At 20.0% G+C, this 26570-nt stretch carries 23 protein-coding genes and 1 other RNA gene; 17 read left to right on the top strand and 7 right to left on the bottom strand.

All coding sequences use genetic code 11. The annotated features are described in order from the left end of the window. The first annotated feature begins 81 nt into the window (after positions 1 to 81). The 3 genes from bamE (at position 82) to ssrA (ending at position 1337) form a co-directional block, all read left to right on the top strand. A complete protein-coding gene (bamE, locus tag GJT84_RS02130) occupies positions 82 to 411 on the top strand; it encodes an outer membrane protein assembly factor BamE domain-containing protein (RefSeq protein WP_168867280.1) in 330 nt (109 codons plus the stop codon). An 86-nt stretch (positions 412 to 497) separates the two neighbouring features. Then, positions 498 to 968: an SsrA-binding protein SmpB gene (gene smpB, locus GJT84_RS02125; protein ID WP_168867279.1), complete on the top strand. Its 471-nt coding sequence runs from the start codon at positions 498 to 500 to the stop codon at positions 966 to 968. Positions 969 to 976: 8 nt separating this feature from the next. Beyond that, positions 977 to 1337: a transfer-messenger RNA gene (gene ssrA / locus GJT84_RS02120) on the top strand. Between the two features lie 24 nt (positions 1338 to 1361). Here ssrA and typA read toward each other — a convergent pair. After that, the gene (gene typA / locus GJT84_RS02115; RefSeq protein WP_168867278.1) at positions 1362 to 3191 is read right to left on the bottom strand and encodes a translational GTPase TypA; all 1830 of its coding nucleotides are present in this window, start codon (positions 3189 to 3191) and stop codon (positions 1362 to 1364) included. A gap of 136 nt (positions 3192 to 3327) precedes the next feature. Between typA and yihA the strand changes: the two genes are divergently transcribed. Beyond that, positions 3328 to 3942, top strand: a complete 615-nt coding sequence (gene yihA / locus GJT84_RS02110; RefSeq protein WP_168867277.1) for a ribosome biogenesis GTP-binding protein YihA/YsxC — start codon at positions 3328 to 3330, stop codon at positions 3940 to 3942. Positions 3943 to 3947: 5 nt separating this feature from the next. Here yihA and GJT84_RS02105 read toward each other — a convergent pair whose 3' ends face one another. The 4 genes from GJT84_RS02105 to GJT84_RS02090 form a co-directional block, all read right to left on the bottom strand. Next, positions 3948 to 4844 carry a 5'-3' exonuclease gene (locus GJT84_RS02105; RefSeq protein WP_168867276.1) on the bottom strand — a complete coding sequence of 299 codons (897 nt, stop codon included), beginning with the start codon at positions 4842 to 4844 and terminating at the stop codon, positions 3948 to 3950. A gap of 28 nt (positions 4845 to 4872) precedes the next feature. Next, positions 4873 to 5547 carry a thioredoxin domain-containing protein gene (locus tag GJT84_RS02100; RefSeq protein ID WP_168867275.1) on the bottom strand — a complete coding sequence of 225 codons (675 nt, stop codon included), beginning with the start codon at positions 5545 to 5547 and terminating at the stop codon, positions 4873 to 4875. A gap of 263 nt (positions 5548 to 5810) precedes the next feature. After that, the gene (locus tag GJT84_RS02095) at positions 5811 to 6566 is read right to left on the bottom strand and encodes an RluA family pseudouridine synthase (protein WP_425483714.1); all 756 of its coding nucleotides are present in this window, start codon (positions 6564 to 6566) and stop codon (positions 5811 to 5813) included. 41 nt (positions 6567 to 6607) lie between these two features. Beyond that, entirely contained in the window at positions 6608 to 6787 is a 180-nt protein-coding gene (locus tag GJT84_RS02090; RefSeq protein WP_168867274.1) for a S4 domain-containing protein, read from the bottom strand. Between the two features lie 86 nt (positions 6788 to 6873). On the opposite strand from GJT84_RS02090, the gene bamD reads away from it, so the two are divergent. Next, entirely contained in the window at positions 6874 to 7590 is a 717-nt protein-coding gene (gene bamD, locus GJT84_RS02085; protein ID WP_168867273.1) for an outer membrane protein assembly factor BamD, read from the top strand. Between the two features lie 80 nt (positions 7591 to 7670). On the opposite strand, the gene tyrA is transcribed toward bamD, so the two are convergent. Both tyrA and GJT84_RS02075 read right to left on the bottom strand, forming a co-directional pair. After that, the gene (gene tyrA / locus GJT84_RS02080) at positions 7671 to 8786 is read right to left on the bottom strand and encodes a bifunctional chorismate mutase/prephenate dehydrogenase (protein WP_168867367.1); all 1116 of its coding nucleotides are present in this window, start codon (positions 8784 to 8786) and stop codon (positions 7671 to 7673) included. A gap of 33 nt (positions 8787 to 8819) precedes the next feature. Then, entirely contained in the window at positions 8820 to 9887 is a 1068-nt protein-coding gene (locus tag GJT84_RS02075) for a 3-deoxy-7-phosphoheptulonate synthase (protein ID WP_168867272.1), read from the bottom strand. Positions 9888 to 10063: 176 nt separating this feature from the next. Between GJT84_RS02075 and parC the strand changes: the two genes are divergently transcribed. From parC to nuoI, 12 genes are all read left to right on the top strand, one after another. Next, positions 10064 to 12316: a DNA topoisomerase IV subunit A gene (gene parC / locus GJT84_RS02070; protein ID WP_425483713.1), complete on the top strand. Its 2253-nt coding sequence runs from the start codon at positions 10064 to 10066 to the stop codon at positions 12314 to 12316. 285 nt (positions 12317 to 12601) lie between these two features. Continuing rightward, positions 12602 to 15043, top strand: coding sequence for a bifunctional aspartate kinase/homoserine dehydrogenase I (gene thrA, locus GJT84_RS02065; protein WP_168867270.1), 2442 nt, complete (start codon positions 12602 to 12604; stop codon positions 15041 to 15043). 21 nt (positions 15044 to 15064) lie between these two features. Next, positions 15065 to 16000 carry a homoserine kinase gene (gene thrB / locus GJT84_RS02060; protein WP_168867269.1) on the top strand — a complete coding sequence of 312 codons (936 nt, stop codon included), beginning with the start codon at positions 15065 to 15067 and terminating at the stop codon, positions 15998 to 16000. Further along, positions 15997 to 17295: a threonine synthase gene (thrC, locus tag GJT84_RS02055; RefSeq protein WP_168867268.1), complete on the top strand. Its 1299-nt coding sequence runs from the start codon at positions 15997 to 15999 to the stop codon at positions 17293 to 17295. Before thrB ends, thrC begins: the two co-directional genes overlap by 4 nt. 137 nt (positions 17296 to 17432) lie before the next feature. After that, entirely contained in the window at positions 17433 to 17822 is a 390-nt protein-coding gene (ndhC, locus tag GJT84_RS02050; protein WP_425483712.1) for an NADH-quinone oxidoreductase subunit A, read from the top strand. A 33-nt stretch (positions 17823 to 17855) separates the two neighbouring features. Next, entirely contained in the window at positions 17856 to 18521 is a 666-nt protein-coding gene (locus GJT84_RS02045; protein WP_168867266.1) for a NuoB/complex I 20 kDa subunit family protein, read from the top strand. A gap of 97 nt (positions 18522 to 18618) precedes the next feature. Then, positions 18619 to 20424: an NADH-quinone oxidoreductase subunit C/D gene (nuoC, locus tag GJT84_RS02040; RefSeq protein ID WP_168867366.1), complete on the top strand. Its 1806-nt coding sequence runs from the start codon at positions 18619 to 18621 to the stop codon at positions 20422 to 20424. An 8-nt stretch (positions 20425 to 20432) separates the two neighbouring features. Then, positions 20433 to 20945, top strand: a complete 513-nt coding sequence (nuoE, locus tag GJT84_RS02035) for an NADH-quinone oxidoreductase subunit NuoE (protein WP_168867265.1) — start codon at positions 20433 to 20435, stop codon at positions 20943 to 20945. After that, the gene (nuoF, locus tag GJT84_RS02030; RefSeq protein ID WP_168867264.1) at positions 20926 to 22209 is read left to right on the top strand and encodes an NADH-quinone oxidoreductase subunit NuoF; all 1284 of its coding nucleotides are present in this window, start codon (positions 20926 to 20928) and stop codon (positions 22207 to 22209) included. Before nuoE ends, nuoF begins: the two co-directional genes overlap by 20 nt. A gap of 101 nt (positions 22210 to 22310) precedes the next feature. Continuing rightward, complete coding sequence (gene nuoG, locus GJT84_RS02025) at positions 22311 to 25034, top strand: NADH-quinone oxidoreductase subunit NuoG (RefSeq protein ID WP_168867263.1); 2724 nt, start codon at positions 22311 to 22313, stop codon at positions 25032 to 25034. Continuing rightward, on the top strand, positions 25031 to 25999 hold the full coding sequence (gene nuoH / locus GJT84_RS02020; RefSeq protein ID WP_168867262.1) for an NADH-quinone oxidoreductase subunit NuoH: 969 nt from the start codon (positions 25031 to 25033) through the stop codon (positions 25997 to 25999). Before nuoG ends, nuoH begins: the two co-directional genes overlap by 4 nt. Before the next feature lie 28 nt (positions 26000 to 26027). Next, the gene (nuoI, locus tag GJT84_RS02015) at positions 26028 to 26564 is read left to right on the top strand and encodes an NADH-quinone oxidoreductase subunit NuoI (RefSeq protein WP_168867261.1); all 537 of its coding nucleotides are present in this window, start codon (positions 26028 to 26030) and stop codon (positions 26562 to 26564) included. Positions 26565 to 26570: the final 6 nt, after the last annotated feature.

Here is a 26570-nt window from a genome sequence, read left to right as displayed (position 1 = left end):
TTATTTTAAATAAAAATATATATAATAAAACATTAATTTTATTTAAATAAACAATAAATTAATATTTAAAGAGATATTTATATGAATTATAAAATGATTTTTATATTACCTTTTATTTTAATTTTATCTAATTGTACAGTATTAACAAAACTAATATATCAAGAAAATACTCATCAAGGAAATTTTTTAGATATTAATTTAATAAGTAAAATAAAAAAAAATATGTCTAAAAAAAAAATTATTTCAATATTAGGTTATCCATATATTATTAATTATGAAAATAATAATACTATCTGGTATTATATTTCTATTATAAGATTAAATAATAAAATAAAACAAGATATTATTATTTTAGTTTTTAATGATAAAAATAAATTAATTAAAATAAAAAAAATTACACAAAACAAATAAATTTTATTTATATTATGTGATATAATATTTATTATAATTTATGATAGGATTAATAATAAATATTATAAAATAATATATATATCCAAATGAAAAAAAAAAATTATATTATTTTAAATAAAAAAATATATCATGATTTTTTTATTAAAGAAGAAATAGAAGCTGGAATTATATTACAAGGATGGGAAGTTAAATCACTAAGATTAAATAAAATAACTATTAATAATAGTTATGTAAGTATTTTACATAATAGTAATAAAGTATTTTTATTAAATTCTAATATTAATCCTTTAAATACTATATGTAATCATATGAAATATAATCCTATAAGAAAAAGAGAATTACTTTTAAATAAAAAAGAAATTTTTTTGTTAAAAAATTATTTAAATTGTAAAGGATTTACTATTGTTGTAATTGGTTTATATTGGAAAAAATCTTGGTGTAAATTAAAAATAGCTGTTGTAAAAGGTAAAAAAAAATATGATAAACGTCATTTATTAAAAAATAAAGAATGGAATATTAATAAAATGCGTTTAATTAAAAAAAATATTAAAATTTAAAAAAACAAGGGGTTGATTTTGGATTCGACAGAATTATAAAGCTTAAGGAGCATGTCAAGGTTGTACGGTTGGCCTTGTTAAAAAGCCGTATTATAAATTTATTTGCAAAAAACAAAAATTACGCTTTAGCAGCTTAAAATACTGTAAGAGCCCTGTTACTTATTATTATTCTCTTTGATAAAAGTTAATGGGTCATATATAAAGAGATCGTATATAATTTGTCTAGTATTATATATTAAAAAATAGACTAAACGATATTGTAACTTTGTTCATCAGTTCATTTCGTTAAATAATAAGATGATACTAAGCATGTAGATACTTATAGTGTAATAATTTTGGACGGGGGTTCGAATCCCCCCAGCTCCATTATTATGGATAATTAAATAAAATAAATTAAATTTTATTAAATATTTTTCTTTGGTTTTGTTTTAAATATTTTTTTCTAATTCTAATAGATATTGGAGTAATTTCAACTAATTCATCATCATTAATAAAATCTATTGCTTCTTCTAAAAGAATCTTTTTAGTAGGAATTAAATTAATAGCTTCATCATTACCAGAAGCTCTCATATTTGTTAATTTTTTACCAGTTAAACAATTTACAGTTAAATCATTAGGTTTATTATGAATACCTATGATTTGTCCCTCATAAACTTTATCACCATGATTAATAAATAATTTTCCTCTAGCTTGTAAATGAAATAAAGAAAAACCTACAGCATTTCCCTGACCGTTAGAAATAAGCACACCATTTTTTCTTTGTCCTATTGTTTCAGATAATATTTTATCATAATGACTAAAAGAAGAATTAATAATACCAGTACCTGAAGTTGCATTTAAAAATTCATTTCTAAATCCAATAAGTCCTCTACTTGATATAATAGCTTCAATTGTAATTCTATTTTTCTTATCATATGTTATATTTTTTATAATAGCTTTTCTATTACTAATTAATTGAATTATATTTCCTTTTTTATTATTTTCAAAGTTTAAAATTAATTTTTCAAATGGCTCTTTTAAAATACCATCTATCATTTGATTAATTACTTTTGGTTTAGAAATAGCTAATTCGAATCCTTCTCTTCTCATATTTTCTATTAAAATAACTAAATGTAATTCACCTCTTCCTGAAATACAAAAAACATTATAATTACTAGTTTCTTCTACACAAAGAGCAATATCATATAAACATTCTTTTTTTAATCTATGTAAAATTTTACCAGAAGTCATATATTTACCTTCTGTACCAGAAAATGGAGAATTATTAACATGAATAAATATATTTATTGTTGGTTTATCTATTATTAATGGAGGTAATGGATCTTTATGATTGATATCACATATTGTATCAAAAATTTTAATATTTTCAAATCCATTTCCAGCAATACCAATTATATCTCCAGCTTCAGCATTATTAGAATATATTTGTTGTAATCCTATATTATAAATTAAATGTAATACTTTACATTTAATCATTTTACCATCATTATTAGTTATTAAAACTAATTGATTAATTTTAATTGTACCTCTTTTAATTAGTCCAATAGCTATATTACCTATATAATTATTGTATTCTATTTGAGAAATTTGCATTTGAAATGGTTGATTAATACTTACTTTTGGATTTGGAACATAACGAATAATTGATTCATATAAAGCATTCATATTATTATTTATTTTATTAATTTCATAACCTGATACTCCTTTAATAGCTGAAGTATATACAATAGGAAAATCAAGTTGTTTGTCAGAAGCATTTAAATTAACAAATAAATCAAATATTTGATCAATAACCCAATCAGGACGTATGTCTCTTCTATCTATTTTATTAATTATAATAATAGGATTTAAATTATAATCAAATGCTTTTTGAGTAACAAATCTAGTTTGAGGCATAGGTCCTTCAGTAGCATCTACTACTAACAGAACAGAATCAACCATAGAAAGTATACGTTCTACTTCAGCACTAAAATCAGCATGTCCAGGGGTGTCAATTATATTAATTTGATATTTTTTCCAAAATATAGATGTATTTTTTGAAAAAATAGTAATACCTTTTTCTTTTTCTAAATCATTAGTATCCATTAAACGTTCTTTTTTTTCTTTATAAAAATAATTTTTATTATTTTTATAATTATCTGATTGTTCTAATAATTTATCTATTAAAGTTGTTTTGCCATGATCAACATGAGCAACAATTGCTATATTTCGTATTTTTTTCATAAAATTTCCTTATTAATTAAAAATATAGATTTCATCATTGAAATTATATTTATTTATTATTTTTATTAAAATTGTTTAACATAAAATTAAATATTTAGTGTATATTAATTTTAAATTTTATTAAAAAATATTAATTATGATAATTGATTTTCAATCTATTAATTTTATTAATAGTATTTTAAATATAAATGAATTAACTTATGATCATGGAAATGAAATTGCTTTTATTGGTTATACTAATGTTGGTAAATCAACAATGATTAATTTATTATTTAATAAAAAAATTTCCCGAACTAGCAAAATTCCAGGATGTACATATAGAATTAATATTTTTAAAAATAATCAAGAAATTCGTTTTTTAGATTTTCCTGGTTATGGATATAGTAAATTTTTAAATCAATCAAATTTTAATACTTATAATTTTTTACAAAAATATTGTTTAAATAGAAATTCTTTAAAAGGAATTATTTTAATAATTGATATTAGGTTTTTATTTAAAAAAATAGATTTAATTTTATTAAATTTATTAATTAATAAAAAAAAATCTATTTTAATAATTTTAAATAAATCTGATAAATTATCTAATATAATTATTAAAAAAAAAATATTTATAATAAAAAATTTTTTAGTAAATTTAAAATTAAAATATAAATTTAATGTAAAAATAAAAATTGTAATATTTTCATCATTAAAAAAAGAAAATTTACAAAATATAAGAAAAATAATTAATTTTTGGATTAATAATTATTAAATATTTTAAATATTAATATGATTTATATTTATTTTTTCAAAATTATTAATTAATTTTTTAAATTCATATTTTTTAATTAAATTTAATAAAGTTTTTTTATCTGGTTTACAATATAAATGTAAATTATTAAAATCTAAATTAATATTAATATTTGTTTTAATTTTTGTTAGTTTATGTGAAAGAAAAGCTAATTTTTTATTATTTAATAAACATTTTTTTATATATTTTATTTTTTTAATATTTAATTTATTTACATACTTTAAATTATTATAAATATATTTTAAATTTCCTAAATTATTTATAAGATATATACTTATTTTTTTTCCAATACCTTTTACACCTGGTATATTATCTATAGGATCTCCTTGTAATGCTAACAGATCACTTATCATATTTGGCATGACACCATATTTATCATATATTTCATTTGGTCCTAAAATAGAATTATTAATAGGATTAATTAAATTAATATTATTAGATACTAATTGAGCTATATCTTTATCTGAACTAAATATAGAAACAAAATAATTATTTTTAACAGCTTTAATAGCAATAGTACCAATAATATCATCAGCTTCGATATTTTTAATAGATATTACATGATATCCCATAGATTGTATAATTTTATATAAAGGTTTTATTTGTATAATTAAATTATTTGGCATTTTAATACGTTTTGCTTTATAATTATTAAAAATTTTCTTTCTAAAAGATTGACCTTTAGAATCAAAAATAATAATAATATAATTATTTAAATTATTTTTAATAATTTTATTAATCATATTTATAAAACCATATATTGCGCCTGTAGGAAATCCTTCAGTATTTATTAAATTAGGTAAAGCATAATAAGCACGATATAAATAAAATGATCCATCTATTAATATTATTTTTTTTTTCATATTTATATGTTTTATTAAAAATTAATATTTATTTAATTTTATTTTTTAAAAGAATTTTTATAAGATTTATATAATCATTTAAAAAAGTATTTGGAGATGTAATATCTAATGTATTTAATATGATATGAGAATTATTATTTACAATAATAAATGGTACTGATGAAACATTCCATGTTTTAGATAATTCTTTTTGTTTTATATTTAATGCTTTAACTAAAAAACTATTCCATGCTGCATCATATATATTTTTATCTATATTAGCTGCTTTAATAAATAATTTTCTCATAGTAAAATAATTATAAATTTTATGAGATTTTTGTATTCCTTCAAATATTGGTAGAATAACTTTATCTTCAACATGTAATACAATTGCTATACTCCAATTATAAGTAGCTAATTCAGATAGTTTTTTATTTCCAATACCATTAATATGATATTTTTTTACTTTTAAATTTTTTAAAAATTTTTTATTTAAAAAATTTGTTTTATAAATCATATTATAAAAATCATAACAATTAGGACATAAAAATGAGAAAAATTCTATAATTTGAATTTTAGGATCTTTAATTAATTTTATACTTGGAGATTGTTTTATTAATTCATAATGTATATTTTGTACAAATTTTGTAGATGATAAACAAACATTAGAAAATGTAAAAAAAAATAAACTACTTAATAATAATATATATTTTTTAATATTCATATTTATTTAAAATAAAATTTTAATTATTAATATAATAAACTAAAGTATTGAATTAATAAAATTATTTTTTAATATTAATTAAAATATTTTATAAATTTATTTTTTATATTTTATTAAATAAATTTTTAAAAATCTTTTTTATTTTAAAATAGTATATAAATTAATTTATTAATATTTATATAATTTATATTTATTATAAAAATAATTAATGTTTATTAATAATAAATTTTAATTAATTTTATTTTTTTTGAAATATTATATTTTTAACCATAATTATTATAAACAGATTTATTATGTTCTTCTAAAATAGAAATTAAATATTGTATATCATCAGGCAATGATGAATTTAATTTTAATGGATAATGATATATGGGATGCATAAATTCTAAATAACATGCATGTAATGCTTGTCTTTTTAAGATTTTATTAATTAAATATTGTTTATTATGAATAGTTAAAATATTAATTTGTGATTTTTTATAAATAGGATCACCAACAATACTATGATTAATATATTCCAAATGAACCCTAATTTGATGTGTACGTCCAGTATATAATTTTATTCTTAAGTGACTATGATTCTTAAATATACGTTTTAAAAAATATTGTGTTATTGCTTTTTTTCCTTTATTATTTATAATCATACGTATTTTTTTTTTATTATAATATTTTTTTATTGGATAATTAATAATATCATTATGTTGAATAATACCATTTACTATAGCTTCATATTCTCTTATAATTTTATGTTTTTTTAAAGCTATTTTCAAATTCATATATGATAACATTGTTTTTGCTATAATCATCAATCCAGTTGTATTTTTATCTAATCTATGAATAATACCTGCTCTAGGTAAATCTCTAAGAAAAGGATAATTATATAATAAAGAATTAAATATAGTTTTATCTGGGTTTCCATTACCTGGATGTACTACTAAATTTGAAGATTTATTTATTACTAATAAATAATTATCATCATAAATAATATTTAATGGAATATTCTGTGCTTTCCATAATATTTTTTCTGGTGATATTTTAATATTAATTTTTATTTTATCTTTTATAAAAATTTTTTTTTAGGTTTATTTATAATAATATTATTTATTTTAATATTATTATTAATAATCCAGTTTTTTATTTGAGATCTTGAAAATTGAAGAAATTTCTTAGCAAGAAATATATCTAATCTCATTCCAGAATCAGATTTATAAACAGTAGCATTAAGTTTTATTATTTTCATCTTATCTAATTTTATTAGTAGTAAATAATATAATATATTAAGTATAATTATTTTAAATTAAAATTTAATTTATAAAAGACTAAAATATGAAAAAATTTATAATTAAAAATATTATTTATAGTGTATTAATAATTTTATTATTAATAATTGTAACTAATTGTTCTCAATATAAACATATTAATAAAAAACAAATTATAACAAATTTTTTTATTCAAGAAAAATATTTAAAAGCAAATAATGATTTATCTAAAAAAAAATATAAAGAAGCAATGTTAAAGTTTGAACAAATTGATAAAATATATCCTTATAATAAATATACTCAAAAAATTAAAGTTAATTTAATTTATTTATATTATATAAATAAAAAATTTGTTGCTGTTATAGATTTGTTTGATGAATTTATTAGAATATATCCTATATCAAAATATACAGATTATATACTTTATATAAAAAGTTTATCACTAATATCATTAGATAAAAATAAAATTAAATATTTATTAGGAATAAATAAAAATGATTATAATCCATTTTATATTCATAAAGCTATATATGAATTTCAATCATTGATTAGAAATTATCCTAATAGTATTTATATCCCACTCGTAAAAAAAAGACTAGAATTTTTAAAAAAAAAATTAATGTTATATGAATTAAGTGTTATAAAATTTTATTTTAATAAGGAAATGTACCTATCAGTTATTCAAAGATGTGAAATGTTAATTAAAAATTATCCATATACATCAGAAAGTATTTCTGCATTAATATTTATGGGAAAAGCATATCATCAAATGAATATTATTTAAAATATAAATTATTTTTAATTAGAAACTTAATAATTAATTAATATTAAGTTTCTAAAAATTAAAATTAAGAAATATTAATTTTAATTATTAATATGTCGTAATATATTATTACTTTTTAAATTTAAAGATTCAATATAATATTTAAACCAATTTTTTATTTTATAAAATAATATAATAAGTTCTGTTTTATTTCCTTGTTCAATTAATGATAAAATATAATTTGATTTTTTTAAATAATTTTTTATAAGTTCTATATTCTTATTAGATGACATTATAATATCAATATATAAGTTAGGGTTTTGTGAAAAAAATCTACCTATCATAATTAAATCTATATTATATACTGGAGATGTAAAATTTAATAATTCTTTTAATTTAATATTTTCTTTGTATAAATGAAAACCATGTGTCAACATAGAAAAATATCTTAATGATTGAATAAAAGACATATATTTATCATGTTCTATTTTATCTATACATTTTAATTTAACTCCCCAAATTTTTATTTGATTTAAAAACCAATTATAAGATTCAGGATAACGACCATGACAATATATTATTAATTTCTTAGCTAAAAAATTATTGTCTGAACTAAACATTGGATGTAATCCAAGTACAGGGCCATCATGTTTTTTTAACATTTTTTGTATTGGTTTATGTTTTATTGAAGTAACATCTACTAATATACATTTTTTAGATAAAACAGGTAATTTTTTTATTACATAATCTAATGATGATATAGGAACACTAATAATTACCATTTTTATATCTAAAAAAAAATTATCTATATTTTTATTCCAATCTTCTTTTTCTAAAATATTAACTTTATATCCTGATAGAATTAACATTTTTTTAAATAATCTTCCCATACCTCCTTTACCACCAATAATTAATATTTTTTTTAAATTTAAATTTAATTTTTTAAAACCATTTTCATTTTCGTTTATATAAGATTCATACATTATACGATTTAATATATCTTTAATTAAATTAGGAGATACTCCTAATTTTTGAGCTTCTTTACTTCGTAAATTTATTATTAATTTTTCACGTTCTGGAATATAAATAGGTAAACCATAATGACTTTTTAATTTTCCTATCTTGTTCACTAATTCTAAACGCTGTGATAAAATATTTATTAAATTTTTATCTAATTTATCAATTTGATTACGTAATGTAACTAATTCAGTTACCATATTTTTTTTAGTCATATTAATTTTTATATCTTATTATAAAAAACGTAATGGAAGTATCTTATTTATTTTATTATAAATTTTATGTAAAATTTTTTCTGTAGTTTCCCAACTAATACAACCATCTGTAATTGATATTCCATATTTTAGTTTATTATAATTATTTATATTCATTAATTGATTACCTTCATTAATATAACTTTCTAACATTATTCCTATAATAGAAGTATTACCTTTTTTAATTTGAGAAATTATAGAATCAATAACAGTAATTTGACGTTCAAAATTTTTATTTGAATTACTATGACTACAATCTATCATTATATTAGATGGTAATCCTGCTTTTATAAGATTTTTACTACAATCTTTTATATCTTTTGTATGATAATTAGTTTTTTTACCTCCACGTAAAATTATATGACAATTTTTATTTCCTAATGTTTTAATTGAACAAACCAATCCTTCTTGATTAATACTAATAAAATTATGTGATATAGATGCAGATTGAATAGAATTAATAGCAGTTGTGATACTGCCATCTGTATTATTTTTAAATCCTAAAGGCATATTTAATGAAGATGCTAGCTCTCTATGAATTTGTGATTCAGTAGTACGAGCTCCAATAGCTGACCAACTAAAAAGTTCACTTAAATATTGAGGAGTATTAGGATCTAATATTTCTGTAGCTAAAGGAATTTCTAATTCACTTAATTCTAATAATAATTTACGTGCAATATATAATCCTGTATTAATATCATACGAATTATTCATATAAGGATCGTTAATTAATCCTTTCCAACCAATAATTGTACGTGGTTTTTCAAAATAAACTCGCATAACTATATATATAGTTTTATTTAATTTTAAAGAAATTTTTTTTAATAATTTAGCATATTCTAAAGCTTCTTTAGTATTATGAATAGAACAAGGACCACAAATAACTAAAATTCTAGAATCTTTTTTATTAATTATATTACATATAGTTTGACGTGAAAATAATATTTGTTTTTTTATATTTTCAGTAATTGGTAATTTTTTTTTTAATTCTTTAGGAGTAATTAAATTTTGTTTTTTAGTAATATTATTACTAATATTTTTTTGCATAATAAAATAAACCTCAAATATCAATAGTAATGTTATGTAATAAACGTAACATATATATATTAAAATACGTAAATACTTATTTCATAAATATTTAAAATTATTAAAATAATTTAAATATGATTTATGATAAAATTAAAAAACAAATGTTATAAAAAATAAAATTTATGAAAAAAATAATGCAGAAAAAAAAAGAAAAATCTATAGAATTATATAAATTTGCTGAAAATGCATATTTAAATTATTCAATTTATGTAATTTCAGATAGAGCATTACCACATATTGGTGATGGTTTAAAACCAGTTCAAAGAAGAGTTATATATGCTATGTCTGAATTAGGATTAAAATCATCTTCTAAATTTAAAAAATCTGCTAGAACTATTGGAGATGTAATTGGAAAATATCATCCACATGGAGATGTAGCATGTTATGAAGCTATGGTATTAATGGCACAACCTTTTTCTTATAGATATCCTTTAATAGAAGGACAAGGAAATTGGGGTTCTCCAGATGATCCTAAATCTTTTGCTGCGATGAGATATACAGAATCTCGTTTATCAAAATATTCTGATTTATTATTAAATGAAATTGAACAAGGAACTGTTGAATACATTTCTAATTTTGATGGTTCATTATTAGAACCTAAAATACTTCCTGCTTGTTTACCTAATATTATTCTTAATGGTGCAATAGGAATTGCTGTAGGTATGGTAACAGATATCCCACCTCATAATATTAAAGAAGTAGCAACAGCAATTATTAAATTAATTGATTATCCTAAAAGTACATTAGATGATATTTTGAATATTATTCAAGGACCAGACTTTCCTACAGAAAGTGAAATTATTACTCCTAAAAAAGAATTACGTAAAATATATGAAAATGGAAAAGGATCTATTAGATTAAGAGCCTTATGGAGTATAAAAGATAATTCTATAGTAATAACATCATTACCATATCAAGTTTCAGTAATTCGTATAATAGAACAAATAACCACACAAATAAGAAATAAAAAATTACCGATGATTGAAGATATAAGAGATGAATCTGATTATGAAAATTCAACAAGAATTGTTATATTTATTAAAAGTAATTATAATTATTTAAAATTAGAACAAATTATATATCATTTATTTTTTACTACTGATTTAGAAAAAAGTTATCGTATTAATTTAAATATGATAGGTTTAAATAATAAACCTTCTGTAAAAAATTTATTAGAAATTTTATCAGAATGGATATTTTTTAGAAGAAATATAGTAAAAAAACGTTTAAATTTTCATTTAAAAAAATTAATAAAAAAATTACATATTTTAAAAGGTTTATTAATAGCTCATGCTAATTTAGAAGAATTAATAAAAATTATTCGTTTAAATTTAAATCCTAATTCTATAATTCAAAATAAATTTAAAATGTCTGAATTACAGACTGAAACTTTATTAAATTTAAAATTACGTGCTATTTCATTAATGGAAAAAAAAAAAATAATTGATGAACAATATCAATTAGAAAAAGAATATAAATATATTAATAATATATTATCTTCAGAAAAAGAAATGAATAGTTTATTAAAAAAAGAAATATTATTAACTATAAATAAATATTCAAATAATCGTCGTTCTTTATTAAAAGAACGTAAAGAAGCTAAACTATTAAATGAAAATGAATTATTAGTATCTAATAATGAACCTATTACTGTTATTTTATCTAAAATGGGTTGGATTAGGTCTGCTAAAGGTCATAATATTAATCCTATTAATTTAAATTATAAATCTGGTGATTCTTTTTTAATTTCTGTTAAAGGTAAAAAAAATCAAACAATTGTATTAATTGATTCAAAAGGACGTAGTTATAGTATTGATACTATTTCTTTACCTCCAGTACGTAGTCAAGGAGAACCATTATCAAGTAAATTAAAAATACCTCAAGGTTCTATAATAAAAAGCATATTAATGGAAGAAAATAATAAAGAAATCTTATTATCTTCTAGTTCTGGATATGGTTTTTTATGTAATTTTAGTGATTTAATTGCATGTAATAGAAATGGTAAATCTTTAATGATACTTTCTGAAAAAGCTGAAGTTTTACCTCCGTTAATTATTAATAATAAAAATTATATGATATTAGCTGTATCTTCTATAGGTAGATTTTTATTATTTCCTATTAATATTTTACCAAAATTATCTAAAGGTAAGGGTAATAGATTAATATTAATTAATAATAAAGATTTTATTAAAAATAAAGATAAATTAAAATGGTTATTTATTATTAATAATAAATCAATAATTTTTATTGAATTAATTAATCAAAAATTTAAATTAAAATTTAAAGAGTTAAAAAAATTTTATGCAGATAAAATTCATAAAGGTTTTTTTTTCAATAAAAAAGAAATAATTCAAAATATTTTTTTAGATAAAGAAAAAGAAAATTAACTTTTTAAAAATAATGATTTTTATAAAAAATATTTATCATATTCTTTAATATATTATTATTTTATTTTAAACAAAAAAAATTATTATATATAATATAAATTATTGATAAAAATTTAAAATAATAATTTTTAAAATTATTTATTCATATTTATTGCATTTATTATTATTTAATGTAAATAATTTTTAATTATAAAAATAATTATAAAATAATAGTTTTCAATATTTAAAATATTCGGCATTATTAAAAATAATAATAATTATTATATTAAAGGTAAGTTAAATAAAATGCGAGTATTGAAATTCGGTGGTACATCATTAGCAAATGCAGAAAAATTTTTAATAGTAGCAAATATTATTTCTAATTATTCAAAAAAAGAAAAATTAGCTATAGTTTTATCTGCATCTGCAACAATTACAAATTGTTTAACATTAATAATAAAAAAAGCTATAAAAAATGAAAATTTTCAAATTCATTTCATAAAAATGAAAAATTTTTTTTCAAATTTAATTCAAGAACTTTCTTTTAAAGAAAAAAAATTAAATATTAATGATATTAAAAAAAAAATAAATAATATTTTTTTTATGTTAGAAAATTTATTGAAAGGTATTCATTTATTAAATTTTTGTCCTGATATTATTTATGCTAAAATATTAGCACAAGGAGAAAAATTTTCTGTTATTTTTATGAAAGAATTATTAATTACTAAAAATTATAATATTTATATTATAAATCCAGAAAAATATTTATTAGCTACAGGTAATTATTTAGAATCTAAAATTAATATAAATATTTCTTCTCAAAGAATAAAAAATATTAATTTATTAAATATTGATATTATTTTAATGGCTGGTTTTACTGCTTCTAATAAAAAAAATGAGTTAGTTTTATTAGGACGTAATGGTTCTGATTATTCAGCATCTGTTTTAGCATGTTGTTTAAATGCTAAATATTTTGAAATTTGGACTGATGTAGATGGTATTTATACTGCTGATCCTAATTTTATAACAAATGCTAAATTATTACCATTTATATCTTATAATGAAGCAACAACATTATCTTATTTAGGAGCTAAAATAATTCATTATAATATGATAGATCCTATATCTAAATATAAGATACAATGTTTAATAAAAAACACAATGAATCCTCAATCTACAGGAACACTTATAAGTAAAAATAATAATTTACCTTTAATAAAAAGTATTACTGAACAAAAAAATGTAGTAATGTTTTATATTTCTGGTAATAAAATTAAAGAAATACAATCTATAATACCAAAAATATTAGATATTATTTTAAAATCAGGAATATCAATTTTATTAACAATACATTCATATTCTCAATGTGGTATTTATTTTTATATTTTTAAAAAACAAACAAATTTTTTAAAATCATTATTAGAAAATCATTTTTTTTTAGAATTTAAAAATGGATTAATTAATCCTTTATATATTTTAAAAGAATTATCTATTATTTCTTTAATTGGAGATAAAATAAATAATGATATTAATATAATAACAAATTATTTATATGTTTTTAAAATTGCAAAAATAAATATTTTGACAATTTCACAAAATTTTTTTCAAAATTCTATTTCTATAGTAATAAAAAATAATTATGTAAATAATATTATGAATATAGCTCATCAATTATTATTTCATAAAGAAAAAATTATTGAAGTATTTGTTATAGGTATTGGAGGAATTGGTAGTACATTATTAGAACAAATTAATAATCAGCAAAAAATATTAAAAAATAAATTAATTAATATAAAAATTTGTGGGATTTTTAATTCTCAATCTTCTATAATAAATATTAATGGTATTAATTTAGATAATTGGTATTTAAAAATAAAAAATAATTTTAATAATTATACAATAGAAAAATTTCTTTCTAATATTAAACAATATAAATTTATTAATCCTGTTATAATAGATTGTACTTCTTCTCAAAAAATTGCTGATCTATATATTAATTTTTTTAGTCATGGATTTCATATAATAGCTACTAATAAAAAAGCTAATACATCTTCTATGCAATATTATAAAGATTTACGTATTGTAGCTAAAGAAAATAATCGTAAATTTTTTTATGAAACTAATGTAGGAGCTGGTTTACCAGTTATTTCTAATTTACAAAATTTAATAAATACTGGTGATAAATTAATTAATTTTATAGGAATATTATCTGGTTCTCTTTCATTTATTTTTGGTAAATTAGAAGAAGGTATATCTTTATCTAAAGCTACATATATGGCAAAAGAAATGGGTTTTACAGAACCTGATCCACGTATTGATTTATCAGGAATAGATGTTGCTAGAAAACTTCTTATTTTAGCAAGAGAAATTGGTTATAACCTAGAACTAGATGATGTTAAAATAGAATCAATTATTCCTAATAAATTTAATAATTTAAATTCAATTAAAGAATTTATGTATTTATTACCAGAATTAGATTTAAATTTTGAAAAAAAAATACAGAATGCAAAAAAAGAAAAAAAAGTACTTCGTTTTATAGGAAGTATTAATAAAAATGGTTGTTGTAAAGTACAAATATTAAAAATAGATAAAAAAAATCCTTTATATGAAATTAAAAATGGTGAAAATGCTCTAGTTTTTTATAGCAATTATTATCAACCAATACCCTTGGTATTAAGAGGTTATGGAGCTGGAAATAAAGTTACTGCTTCAGGAGTTTTTGCTGATTTATTACGTATTATTATTTAATAAATATAGGAATTTAAAGTAATGATAAAAATCTATGCTCCTGCTTCTATAGGAAATATTAATGTTGGTTTTGATTCATTAGGTATAGCATTATCTAGGTTAGATGGAGGAATTTTAGGTGATTATGTATCAATAACATCATCTAAAAAATTTAGATTAATAAGTCAAGGATATTTTTTTAATGATCTACCAAAAAATTTTTATAAAAATATTATTTTTCATTGTTGGTCTAAATTTTGTGATAAAATAGGTAAAATCATACCATTAAAAATTATTTTAGAAAAAAATGTACCTGTAGCTTCAGGTTTAGGTTCAAGTTCTTGTTCTATAGTTGCTTTTTTAAAAGCTATGAATTTATTTCTTAATAATCCTTTAAATGATAATGATTTATTAATTTTAATGGGAGAATTAGAACAATCATTATCTGGTCATATACATTATGATAATGTTGCTCCTTGTTATTTAGGGGGAATTAAATTAATATTAATAACTGATAATTTAATTATTCAAGATATACCAGTATTCGATAATTGGTTTTGGGTAATTGCCTATCCTGGTATAAAACTTTCAACTCATGATTCTAGAAAAATACTTCCTAAATATTATAATAAAAATATTTGTATTAAACAAAGCCAATATTTAGCAGGATTTATACATGCAAGTCATACTAAACAAGAATTACTTGCAGCAAAATTAATGAAAGATTTTATTGCTGAACCATATAGAAAATTACTATTACCTAATTTTGAAAATATTCGTCAAATTTCTAAAAAGTTAGGAGCTTTAAGTTATGGTATTTCAGGTTCAGGACCTACATTATTTACTATTTTTAATAATTTAAATATTGCACAAAATATGGTTAAGTGGTTACAAATAAATTATATAAAAAATAATAAAGGTTTTGTATATATTTGTGTAGTTAATAAAAAAGGCACACAAATAATGGAGAAAAAATGAAATTTTATAATATAAATAATCATAAAGAAATAATAAATTTTGAACAAGCTTTAAAAACAGGATTAGGAAAAAATCAAGGATTATTTTTTCCTAATTTTATACCTAAAATTAATTTTCAAAATATTGAAAAAATACTAGATATGGATTTTATTAATCGTAGTAGTTATATCATATCTTTATTTATTAAAAATGAAATTTCTTTAGAAAATTTAACAAAAAATATTTATAAGGCATTTAATTTTCCACTAAAATTAATTAATATTACAAGTAATATTTCTTGTTTAGAATTATTTCATGGACCCACTTTATCTTTTAAAGATTTTGGAGTTCGTTTTATGTCTCAAATGTTAAATTATTTTAATAAACAAGAAAAAATGATTATTTTAACTGCTACATCTGGTGATACAGGAGCTGCAGTTGCTCATGCTTTTTATAATATTGATAATATTGAAGTAATAATTTTATATCCTAAAAATAAAATATCTATTTTACAAGAAAAATTATTTTGTACTTTAGGTAAAAATATTAAAACAATTTCTATTGATGGTAATTTTGATGATTGTCAAAATTTAATTAAAAAATCTTTTGAAGATATAACTTTAAGAAAAAAATTAATTCTTAATTCTGCAAATTCAATTAATATTAGTAGATTAATAGCTCAAATATGTTATTATTTTGAAGTTTTTTCTCAAATATTACCAGATAATAGAAGTAATGTTATTATTTCTGTACCTAGTGGTAATTTTGGTAATTTAACTGCTGGATTAATAGCTAAATCAATGGGATTACCTATAAAAAAATTTATAGCAGCTACTAATTCTAATGATACAGTTCCTAGATATCTTAAAAGTGGTATTTGGAATCCTCAAAAAACTATTGCAACAGCGTCTAATGCTATGGACGTAAGTTGTCCGAATAATTGGCCACGTATAATAGAATTATTTCAAATAAATAATTGGAATTTAAATCAATTATCATCTCAATCTATATCAGATTATGTTACTGAACAATCTATATTAAAATTATATAATAAATATAACTATATTACAGAACCACATTCTGCAATAGCATATCATGCTTTACAAGTAAAGATTAAAAATAAAGAAGCATTTGGAATTTTTTTAGGTACTGCACATCCAGCAAAATTTCAAGAATATGTAAATAAGATTTTAAAAATTACAATTAAATTACCAAATAAATTAACTCATTACATAAAAAAAGAAAATTTATCTTATAATTTTCCAAATAATTTTTCTTATCTTAAATCATTTTTAATAAATAATTATATTCAATAATGTTATTATTTTTTATATTTTTAATATAAATAATATTAATTTTTAATGATTAGTTTAAAATATAAACAATCAACATATTTACATATTATATTTACTTATTATATTATTAACAAATAAATTTTTATTTTAAAAAATTAATTATGATTAATACAAATTATTATATTAATAACTTATCTTTTTTTATATTTCAAATATTTGCTATTATAATTAGTTGTACTGTTATGTTAGTATCTCATTTTTTAGGAGGTCGATCTTATGGAACAGATAAAAATATACCATTTGAATCAGGTACTTGTTCTTTTGGTAATGCCCAAATAAAAATTTTTATTAAATTTTATTTAATAGCTATGTTTTTTGTGATTTTTGATGTTGAAGCATTGTATTTATATATATGGTCTGTTTCTATTAAAGAAATTAAATTAGAAGGATTTATAGAAGGGTTATTATTTATAATAACAATTTTAATTAGTTTATTTTATTTATTTAGAGTACGTGCTTTAAACTGGAGATCTAAAAAATATTCTTAATTCATTATTAAAATATAAAATAAATACTATATTATGAAATATACTCTTACTAAAGTAAATATTAATAACAAAAAAATATATCCATTAGAAGAAATAAAAAATATTGATAATGATCCTATTAAAGATCAAGTACATGAAAATATATTTTTAGGAAATTTAAAAAAAATAACTCATCAAATTATTAATTGGGGAAGAAAAAATTCTTTATGGCCATATAATTTTGGTCTTTCTTGTTGCTATGTAGAAATGACAACATCATTTACATCTATAAATGACATATCTCGTTTTGGATCAGAAGTTTTAAGAGCATCTCCTAGACAAGCTGATTTTATGGTTATAGCTGGAACATGTTTTCTTAAAATGGCACCTATTATACAAAGATTATATGATCAAATGTTAGAACCTAAATGGGTAATTTCTATGGGTGCATGTGCTAATTCTGGGGGTATGTATGACATATATTCTGTAGTTCAAGGAGTTGATAAATTTTTACCTGTAGATATTTATATCCCAGGTTGCCCTCCTAGACCAGAAGCTTATATTCAAGCTTTATTATTATTACAAAAATCTATTAGTAATGAAAGACGTCCATTTTCTTGGATAATGGGTGATCAAGGAATATATAAACCTAAAATGTCATCACAAAAAAAAAAATATACAAAAAAAAATATAAAATTACGTTCTCCTGATACAATTTAATTAAATTATTCATTACTCATTAAAATAGTAATTTTACTATTATTTAAATAGGAATAGAAGATTTATGAATAATTTTAATAATAATGTTGAAAAAACAATGGCAATAAATAATATTAATTCTCAATTATTAACTAATAATTCTAATTACTCTAATGATTTAATAATTAATAAATTATACAGTTATTTTGGATCAAAAAATTTTTTAATACAAAATAATAAAAATATAAATATGCCATTAGTAATTTGGGTAAAAAAAAAAGAATTAATACATTTTATAAAATTTTTATATAAAATTAATGATCCATATAATATGTTATATGATATTCATGGTGTAGATGAAAGACTTCATCATAATAAATTTAATTTAACATTAAAAATGGATTTTTCTTTATTTTATCATTTAATTTCAATTAATAGAAATATTGATATAATAATTAAGGTTCCATTAAAAATGGATAGTTTATCTATTGATAGTATAACAAAATATTTTACCAATGCTAATTGGTATGAAAGAGAAATATGGGAAATGTTTGGAATTAATTTTATTAATCATCCTCATTTATCTCATATTCTTTTACCATATAACTGGAATAATGGTTATCCATTACGTAAAGATTTTCCTGCAAAAGCAACTGAAAATGAATTTTATACTTTATCTAAAAATAAATATAAAATAGATATTGAAAGTACAAAATTTAATCCAGAAGAATGGGGAATAAAGATTAATAATAAAAATTATGATTATATGTTTTTAAATTTAGGTCCTAATCATCCTTCTGTACATGGAGCATTTAGAATAATTTTACAATTAAATGGAGAAGAGATTATAGATTGTATTCCAGATATAGGATATCATCATAGAGGTGCAGAAAAAATAGCTGAAAGACAAACTTGGCATACTTATATTCCATATACAGATCGTATTGAATATTTAGGTGGTTGTATAAATGAAATGCCTTATATTCTTGCAATAGAAAAATTAGCAAATATTATTGTATCAGATAGGATTAAAGTTATTAGAATTATGCTATCAGAATTATTCCGTATTAATAGTCATTTATTATATTTATCTACTTTTATTCAAGATGTTGGTGCTATGACACCTGTATTTCTTGCATTTACTGATAGACAAAAAATATATGATATAATTGAAGCAATTACAGGTGCAAGAATGCATCCTGCATGGTTCCGAATAGGTGGATTAGCAAATGATTTACCAAAAGGTTGGAATATACTTTTAAAAAAAATATTAGAATGGCTTCCTAAAAGATTAATAATGTATAAAAAAACAGCATTACAAAATAGTATTTTAATATCTCGATCAAAAAATGTAGCAGTATACTCACAAAAAGAAGCTATACAATGGGGTATTACAGGTGCTGGATTAAGAGCTACTGGTTTAAATTTTGATGTACGTAAATGGAGACCTTATTCTGGTTATGAAAATTTTGATTTTGATATTCCAATAGGTAATAATATAAGTGATTGTTATTCTAGAGTTATGTTAAAATTAGAAGAAATATGGCAAAGTTTACGTATTTTAAATCAATGCTTGAATAATATGCCTACAGGGCCATTTAAAGTAGATCATCCTTTAACTACACCACCACCAAAAGAAAAAACATTAAAAAATATTGAAACATTAATTACTCATTTTTTACAAGTTTCTTGGGGACCTATAATACCTGCTAATGAATCATTTCAAATGATAGAGGCTACAAAAGGTATTAATAGTTATTATTTAATTAGTGATGGTAATAGTATTAGTTATCGTACAAGAATAAGAACACCAAGTTTTGCTCATTTACAACAAATACCTTCAGTTATTAGAGGTAGTTTAGTTTCTGACTTAATTACCTATTTAGGTAGTATTGATTTTGTTATGTCTGATGTTGATCGTTAATATATATTATGAATAAAATACTTAATAAAAAAAAAATTATATTAAATCAAAGAGATTTAGAAATAATTAATAAAATAAAATCTCATTATGAATATAATCATGCAGCTTCTATTGAAGTATTAATATATTTACAAAAAAAATATGGTTGGATATCTGATGAAATAATTTATATTGTTGCGAAATTATTAAATATTTCACCTTCTCAAGTTGAGAGTATTGCAACATTTTATAGCCAAATTTTTAGATATCCAGTAGGTAAATATATTATTAAATATTGTGATAGTGTTGTATGTTATATAACAGGATATGAAAAAGTTTTAAAAATAATAAAAAATAAATTACAAATTATTCCAGGAGAAACAACAGTTAATGGTTTATTTACTTTATTACCTATATGTTGTTTAGGTTTTTGTGATAAAAGTCCTAGTATTATGATTAATAATCAAATTTATACTTCAGTATCACAAGATAATATAAATGAAATTTTGGATAAATATATTAATGAAAAAATTAAATCTTAATGAAGAAAATTATCCATTAACATGGCGTATAAGATATGATAATAAACCAGTATTTTTAAAAGAATATATTAAAAAAAATGGTTATAATAGTTTAAAAAAAACATTAAATAATATGAATCCTGAAGAAGTTATTAGTTTAATTAAAGATTCAGGATTGAAAGGTAGAGGTGGTGCAGGATTTTCTACTGGTATTAAATGGAGTTTAATGCCTCAAAAAATAAAAAGTTCTGAAATTAGATATTTACTATGTAATGCAGATGAAATGGAACCTGGAACTTATAAAGATCGTTTTTTAATAGAACATATTCCTCATCAATTAATAGAAGGTATTATCATTAGTGCTTTTGCTATACAAGCTAATAAAGGATATATTTTTTTGAGAGGAGAATATGTAACATGTGCTAAAATTTTAAATTTAGCAATAAAAGAAGCTTATACATTAGGTGTCTTAGGAAATAATATTTTTAATAAAAATTTTAATTTTGAATTATATATGCATATAGGAGCTGGAAGATATATTTGTGGTGAAGAAACAGCATTAATTAATTCATTAGAAGGTAAAAGAGCAAATCCTAGATTCAAACCTCCTTTTCCCTCTTCTATTGGGTTATGGGGTAAACCTACATGTATTAATAATGTAGAAACTTTTTTTAATATATCTAGCATATTAATGCATGGATCTTATTGGTATAAAAATATTTCTAAAAGTAAATATGATAGTGGTACAAAAATGTTAGGATTTTCTGGAAATGTTAAAAATCCTGGGGTATGGGAATTACCATTTGGTACTAGTGCACGTGAAGTATTAGAAAAATATGCTAGAGGTATGAAAAAAGGACTAAAATTAAAAGCATGGCAAACTGGTGGTGCTGGAACTGGTTTTTTAACTGAAAATCATTTAGATTTACCTATGGATTTTATTAGTCTTCAAAAAGTAGGTAGTAGATTAGGTACTGGATTATCTATGGCAATAGATAATAATATTAATATGGTTTCTTTAGTAAAAAATATAGAAATATTTTTTGCAAGAGAATCTTGTGGATTTTGTACACCATGTCGTGAAGGTTTACCATGGATTGTAAAAATATTGTATAATTTAGAAAATAGAAAAGGTCATATTAATGATATTAAGTTATTACAAGAAATTAGTAATCAATTAATAGATGGCAAATCTTTTTGTGCTCTTCCTGTCGGAGCTATAGAACCTTTAAGTAGTGCGCTGAAATATTTTTTTAATGAATTTGAATTAGGAATATTACAGTAAATATAAAATTACATATAAATTTTTTTATAAAATTTATATTTAATAAATATTAAATAATAAAATTATTATTTGTTATAATAACTTACTGGAATATATTTATTATGACTACAATTATTAATATAGATGGAAAATTTTATAAGGTTAATAAAAAAGATAATATATTAAAAATATGTTTATCTTTAGGTTTTGATTTACCTTATTTTTGTTGGCATCCTGTTTTAGGAAGTGTAGGATCATGTCGTTTATGTGGTATTAAAAAATATAATGATTGTAAAAGTTCAAAAGGACATATAATAATGTCTTGTATGTCTTTACCTTCTGAAAATTTATATATTTCTGTAAATGATATAGAATCAAAAAATTTTCGTAAAAATATTATTGAATTATTAATGATTAATCATCCTCATGATTGTCCTATTTGTGATGAAGGTGGTAGTTGTCATTTACAAGATATGACAGTAATGACTGGTCATGTTTCTCGAAGATATAATTTTATTAAAAAACAATATAAAAATCAAAATTTAGGTCCTTTTATATCACATACGATGAATCGTTGTATTAAATGTTATCGTTGTGTAAGATTTTATAAAGATTATGCAGGTGGAAAAGATTTTGATGTTTTTGGATCTAATAATAATCTTTATTTTGGAAGAATAACTGATGGTATATTAGAAAATGAATGTTCAGGTAATTTAATAGAAATATGTCCTACAGGAGTATTTACAAATAAAACTTATTCTGAACAATTTGCTAGAAAATGGGATATGCAATATGCTCCTAGTATTTGTCATAATTGTTCATTAGGTTGTAATATTTCAATAGGAGAACGTTATGGATATTTATCTAGTGTAGAAAATAGATATCACGAAAAAATAAATAATTATTTTATTTGTGATCGTGGTCGTTTTGGTTTTGGTTATGTAAATAATAATAGACCATTACAAGCAACTAAAATAATTAATAATCAAAATATTATTTTAGATAATCTATCTATAATAGAAAAAATATCTGATTTAATAAAAAAATCAAAAAGAATTATTGGTATTGGTTCTCCTAGAGCAAGTATAGAAAGTAATTTTGCTTTAAAAGATTTAGTTGGTGAAGAAAATTTTTCTACTGGTATTTTAAATAAAGAAAAATTACAAATTGATTTAATTATAAAAATATTACAAAGTAAAAATATATATTGTCCTTCTCTTACTGAAATAGAAAATTATGATGCAATTTTAATTTTAGGAGAAGATATTAGTATAACTAGTCCTAGATTATCTTTATCAATAAGACAAGCTATTAAAAAAAATTTATCTATATATGAGAAAAATAATATTCCATATTGGAATAGTAATGCTATTACAAATGTAAATAATATGTTTAAAAATCCATTATTTATAACAAGTTTAGATAATACATCTTTAGATGATATTGCTAGTTGGAATTATTATGCTCCTATTAAAAATCAAGTAAATTTTGGATTTATATTATCTGATTATATTAATAATATATCATCTAAAATTTCTATTACTGATAATCATTTATTACAGAAAATAAAAAATATAGCAAAAATATTATTAAAAGCAAAAAAACCTTTAATTATTTCCGGAACTAATTCTGGTTCATTAGACTTAATTTCTGTAACATATAATATAGTTAAAGCTTTAAATTCACATGGTAAAAATACAGGATTATTTTTTGTATTAAATACAGTTAATAGTATGGGGGTTAGTATTATTAATGGTAAATCTTTAGAAGATATTTTTAATACAAATTTATCTAATGTAGATACATTAATTATTATGGAAAATGATTTATATTTTCAAGAAGAAAAAAATAAATTAAATAATATATTTAAAAAAATATCTAATATTATTGTTATGGATCATCAATATACTGATACAATGAAAAAAGCAACTATAATTTTACCTTCAGCTAGTTTTTTTGAAAGTAGTGGTACTGTTATTAATAATGAATCTAGAGCACAAAGATTTTTTCAAGCATATAATCCTGTTTTTTATAATAAAAAAATTCAAGTTAAATCTAGTTGGAAATGGATATCTGAATTAAAATATAAAATAAATAATAAAAAATTAAATAGTATTATTTTAGATGAAATAATAAAAAATTGTGAAAAAAACATACCTATACTTAATGGCATTAGTAAAGCAGCTCCAAAAGCTGATTATAAAATTTTTGATAGAAAATTTGCAAGATCTCCTATTCGTTATAGTGGTAGAACATCAATGTTATCTAATATTAATATACATGAACAAAAACAATTAGAAGATAAAGATACTATTTTTAATTTTTCTATGGAAGGTAATTATGATACTAACATTAAATGTTCTCATCTACCATTTTTATGGTATCCAGGTTGGAATTCTTTACAATCTCTAAATAAATTTCAAAAAGAAATAGGTATTTCTTCTAAATATGGTCCTACAGGAATAAAAATTTTGAAGAAAAAAAATAAATCATTAAATACATTTAAATATATTGTTCCAAAATCATTTAATGTGAAAAAATTTACCATTGTACCTTATTATAGTTTATTTTATAGTGATAGTTTAATACAAAAATCACAATTAATAAAAAAATTTTTTTATCATCAATGTATAATTATAAATAATTTAGATGCAATAAATTTAGGTATTAAAGAAAATTTTTGTAAAAATATAATAGAAATATTTTGCTTAAATAATAAAATTCATTTGCCATTTCGTATTTCAAAAAATTTACATCAAGGATTAATTGGATTACCTTTAGGAATTCCAGGAATACCATTAATATTTTTAGGAAAAACTATTGAAAAATTAAAGGTATTAAAATGAATATATTTTTATTTTTTAATATTAATAATGTATTAATAATTTTAAAAATTTTATTAATTTTAATAATTATAATAATTAGTGGTGCTTATTTAAGTTTTATAGAACGCCGTATATTAGCATTATTTCAAAATCGTTATGGCCCAAATAGAGTTGGATGGTTTGGATCTTTACAAATATTAGCAGATATGATCAAAATTCTTTTTAAAGAAGATGTAATACCAACTTTTACAAGTAAAATATTATTTAATATTGCACCAATTATTGCTTTTAATTCATTATTATCAGTATTTGCAATATTACCTATTACTTCTACATTAATAATATCTAATTTAACTATTGGTATTCTCTTTTTTTTAATGATGGCTAGTATTTCTGTTTATTCAATTTTATTTGCAGGATGGTCAAGTAATAATAAATATGCTTTATTAGGTTCTATTAGAGGTATTGCCCAAATTTTAAGTTATGAAGTTTTTTTAGGATTATCATTAATGGGTGTAATATGTCAAACAGGATCATTTAATTTAAATAATATTGTATTGAAACAATATCATTACTGGAATATTATACCTCAATTTTTTGGATTTATTTCATTTTTTATTGCTTCTATAGCATTATGTCATAGACATCCTTTTGATCAGCCAGAAACAGAACAAGAACTTTCAGATGGATATCATATTGAATATTCAGGAATTAAATTTGGTTTATTTTTTGTCGGAGAATATATTAATATTATAATTATGTCTTCTTTAATATCAATTATATTTTTTGGTGGTTGGTATGGTCCAATTTTACCACCTATTATATGGTTTTTATTAAAAACAATATTTTTTATATTATTATTTTTTTTAATAAGAGCTTCATTACCTCGTCCTCGTTATGATCAAATTATGAATTTTGGATGGTTAATATGTTTACCATTAACATTAATAAATCTTATTTTTACTGCATTATTTATGATAATATGAATTATTTTCATTTAGAAATAATATAAATATGAAATTAAAAAAATTTTTTATAGGATTATTTAGTCAAATACGTAGTATATTTTTAGTCTGGACAAACATGTTTAAAAAAAGAGAAACTATAATGTATCCAGAAGAAAAAGTATATTTATCTCCAAGATATCGTGGCAGAATAATATTATCATTAGATAATGATAATAATGAACGTTGTGTTGCATGTAATTTATGTTCTGTAGTATGTCCTGTAGGTTGTATTTCTTTAAAAAAAGCAACAAAAAAAAATGGTAGATCATATCCTAAATTTTTTCGTATAAATTTATCTCGTTGTATATTTTGTGGTTTTTGTGAAGAAGCTTGTCCTACTAATGCTATACAATTAATACCAGATTTTGAATTATGTGAATTTAAAAGAAAAGATATGGTATATGAAAAAGAAAATTTATTAATTAATAATACAGGAAAATATCCTCATTATAATTTTTATAAAATTACTGGTGTAAAAATTAAAAACAATTGTTCACAATATAAAAAAAATATTGAAGTAGATGTTAAAAGTTTACTACCATAAAATAAA

It is taken from the genome of Enterobacteriaceae endosymbiont of Plateumaris sericea, assembly GCF_012562605.1.
In the GTDB taxonomy this organism is placed as follows: Bacteria; Pseudomonadota; Gammaproteobacteria; order Enterobacterales; family Enterobacteriaceae.
The sequence above is the reverse complement of the archived record's forward strand: the minus strand, read 5'-3'. Positions and strand labels throughout refer to the sequence as shown.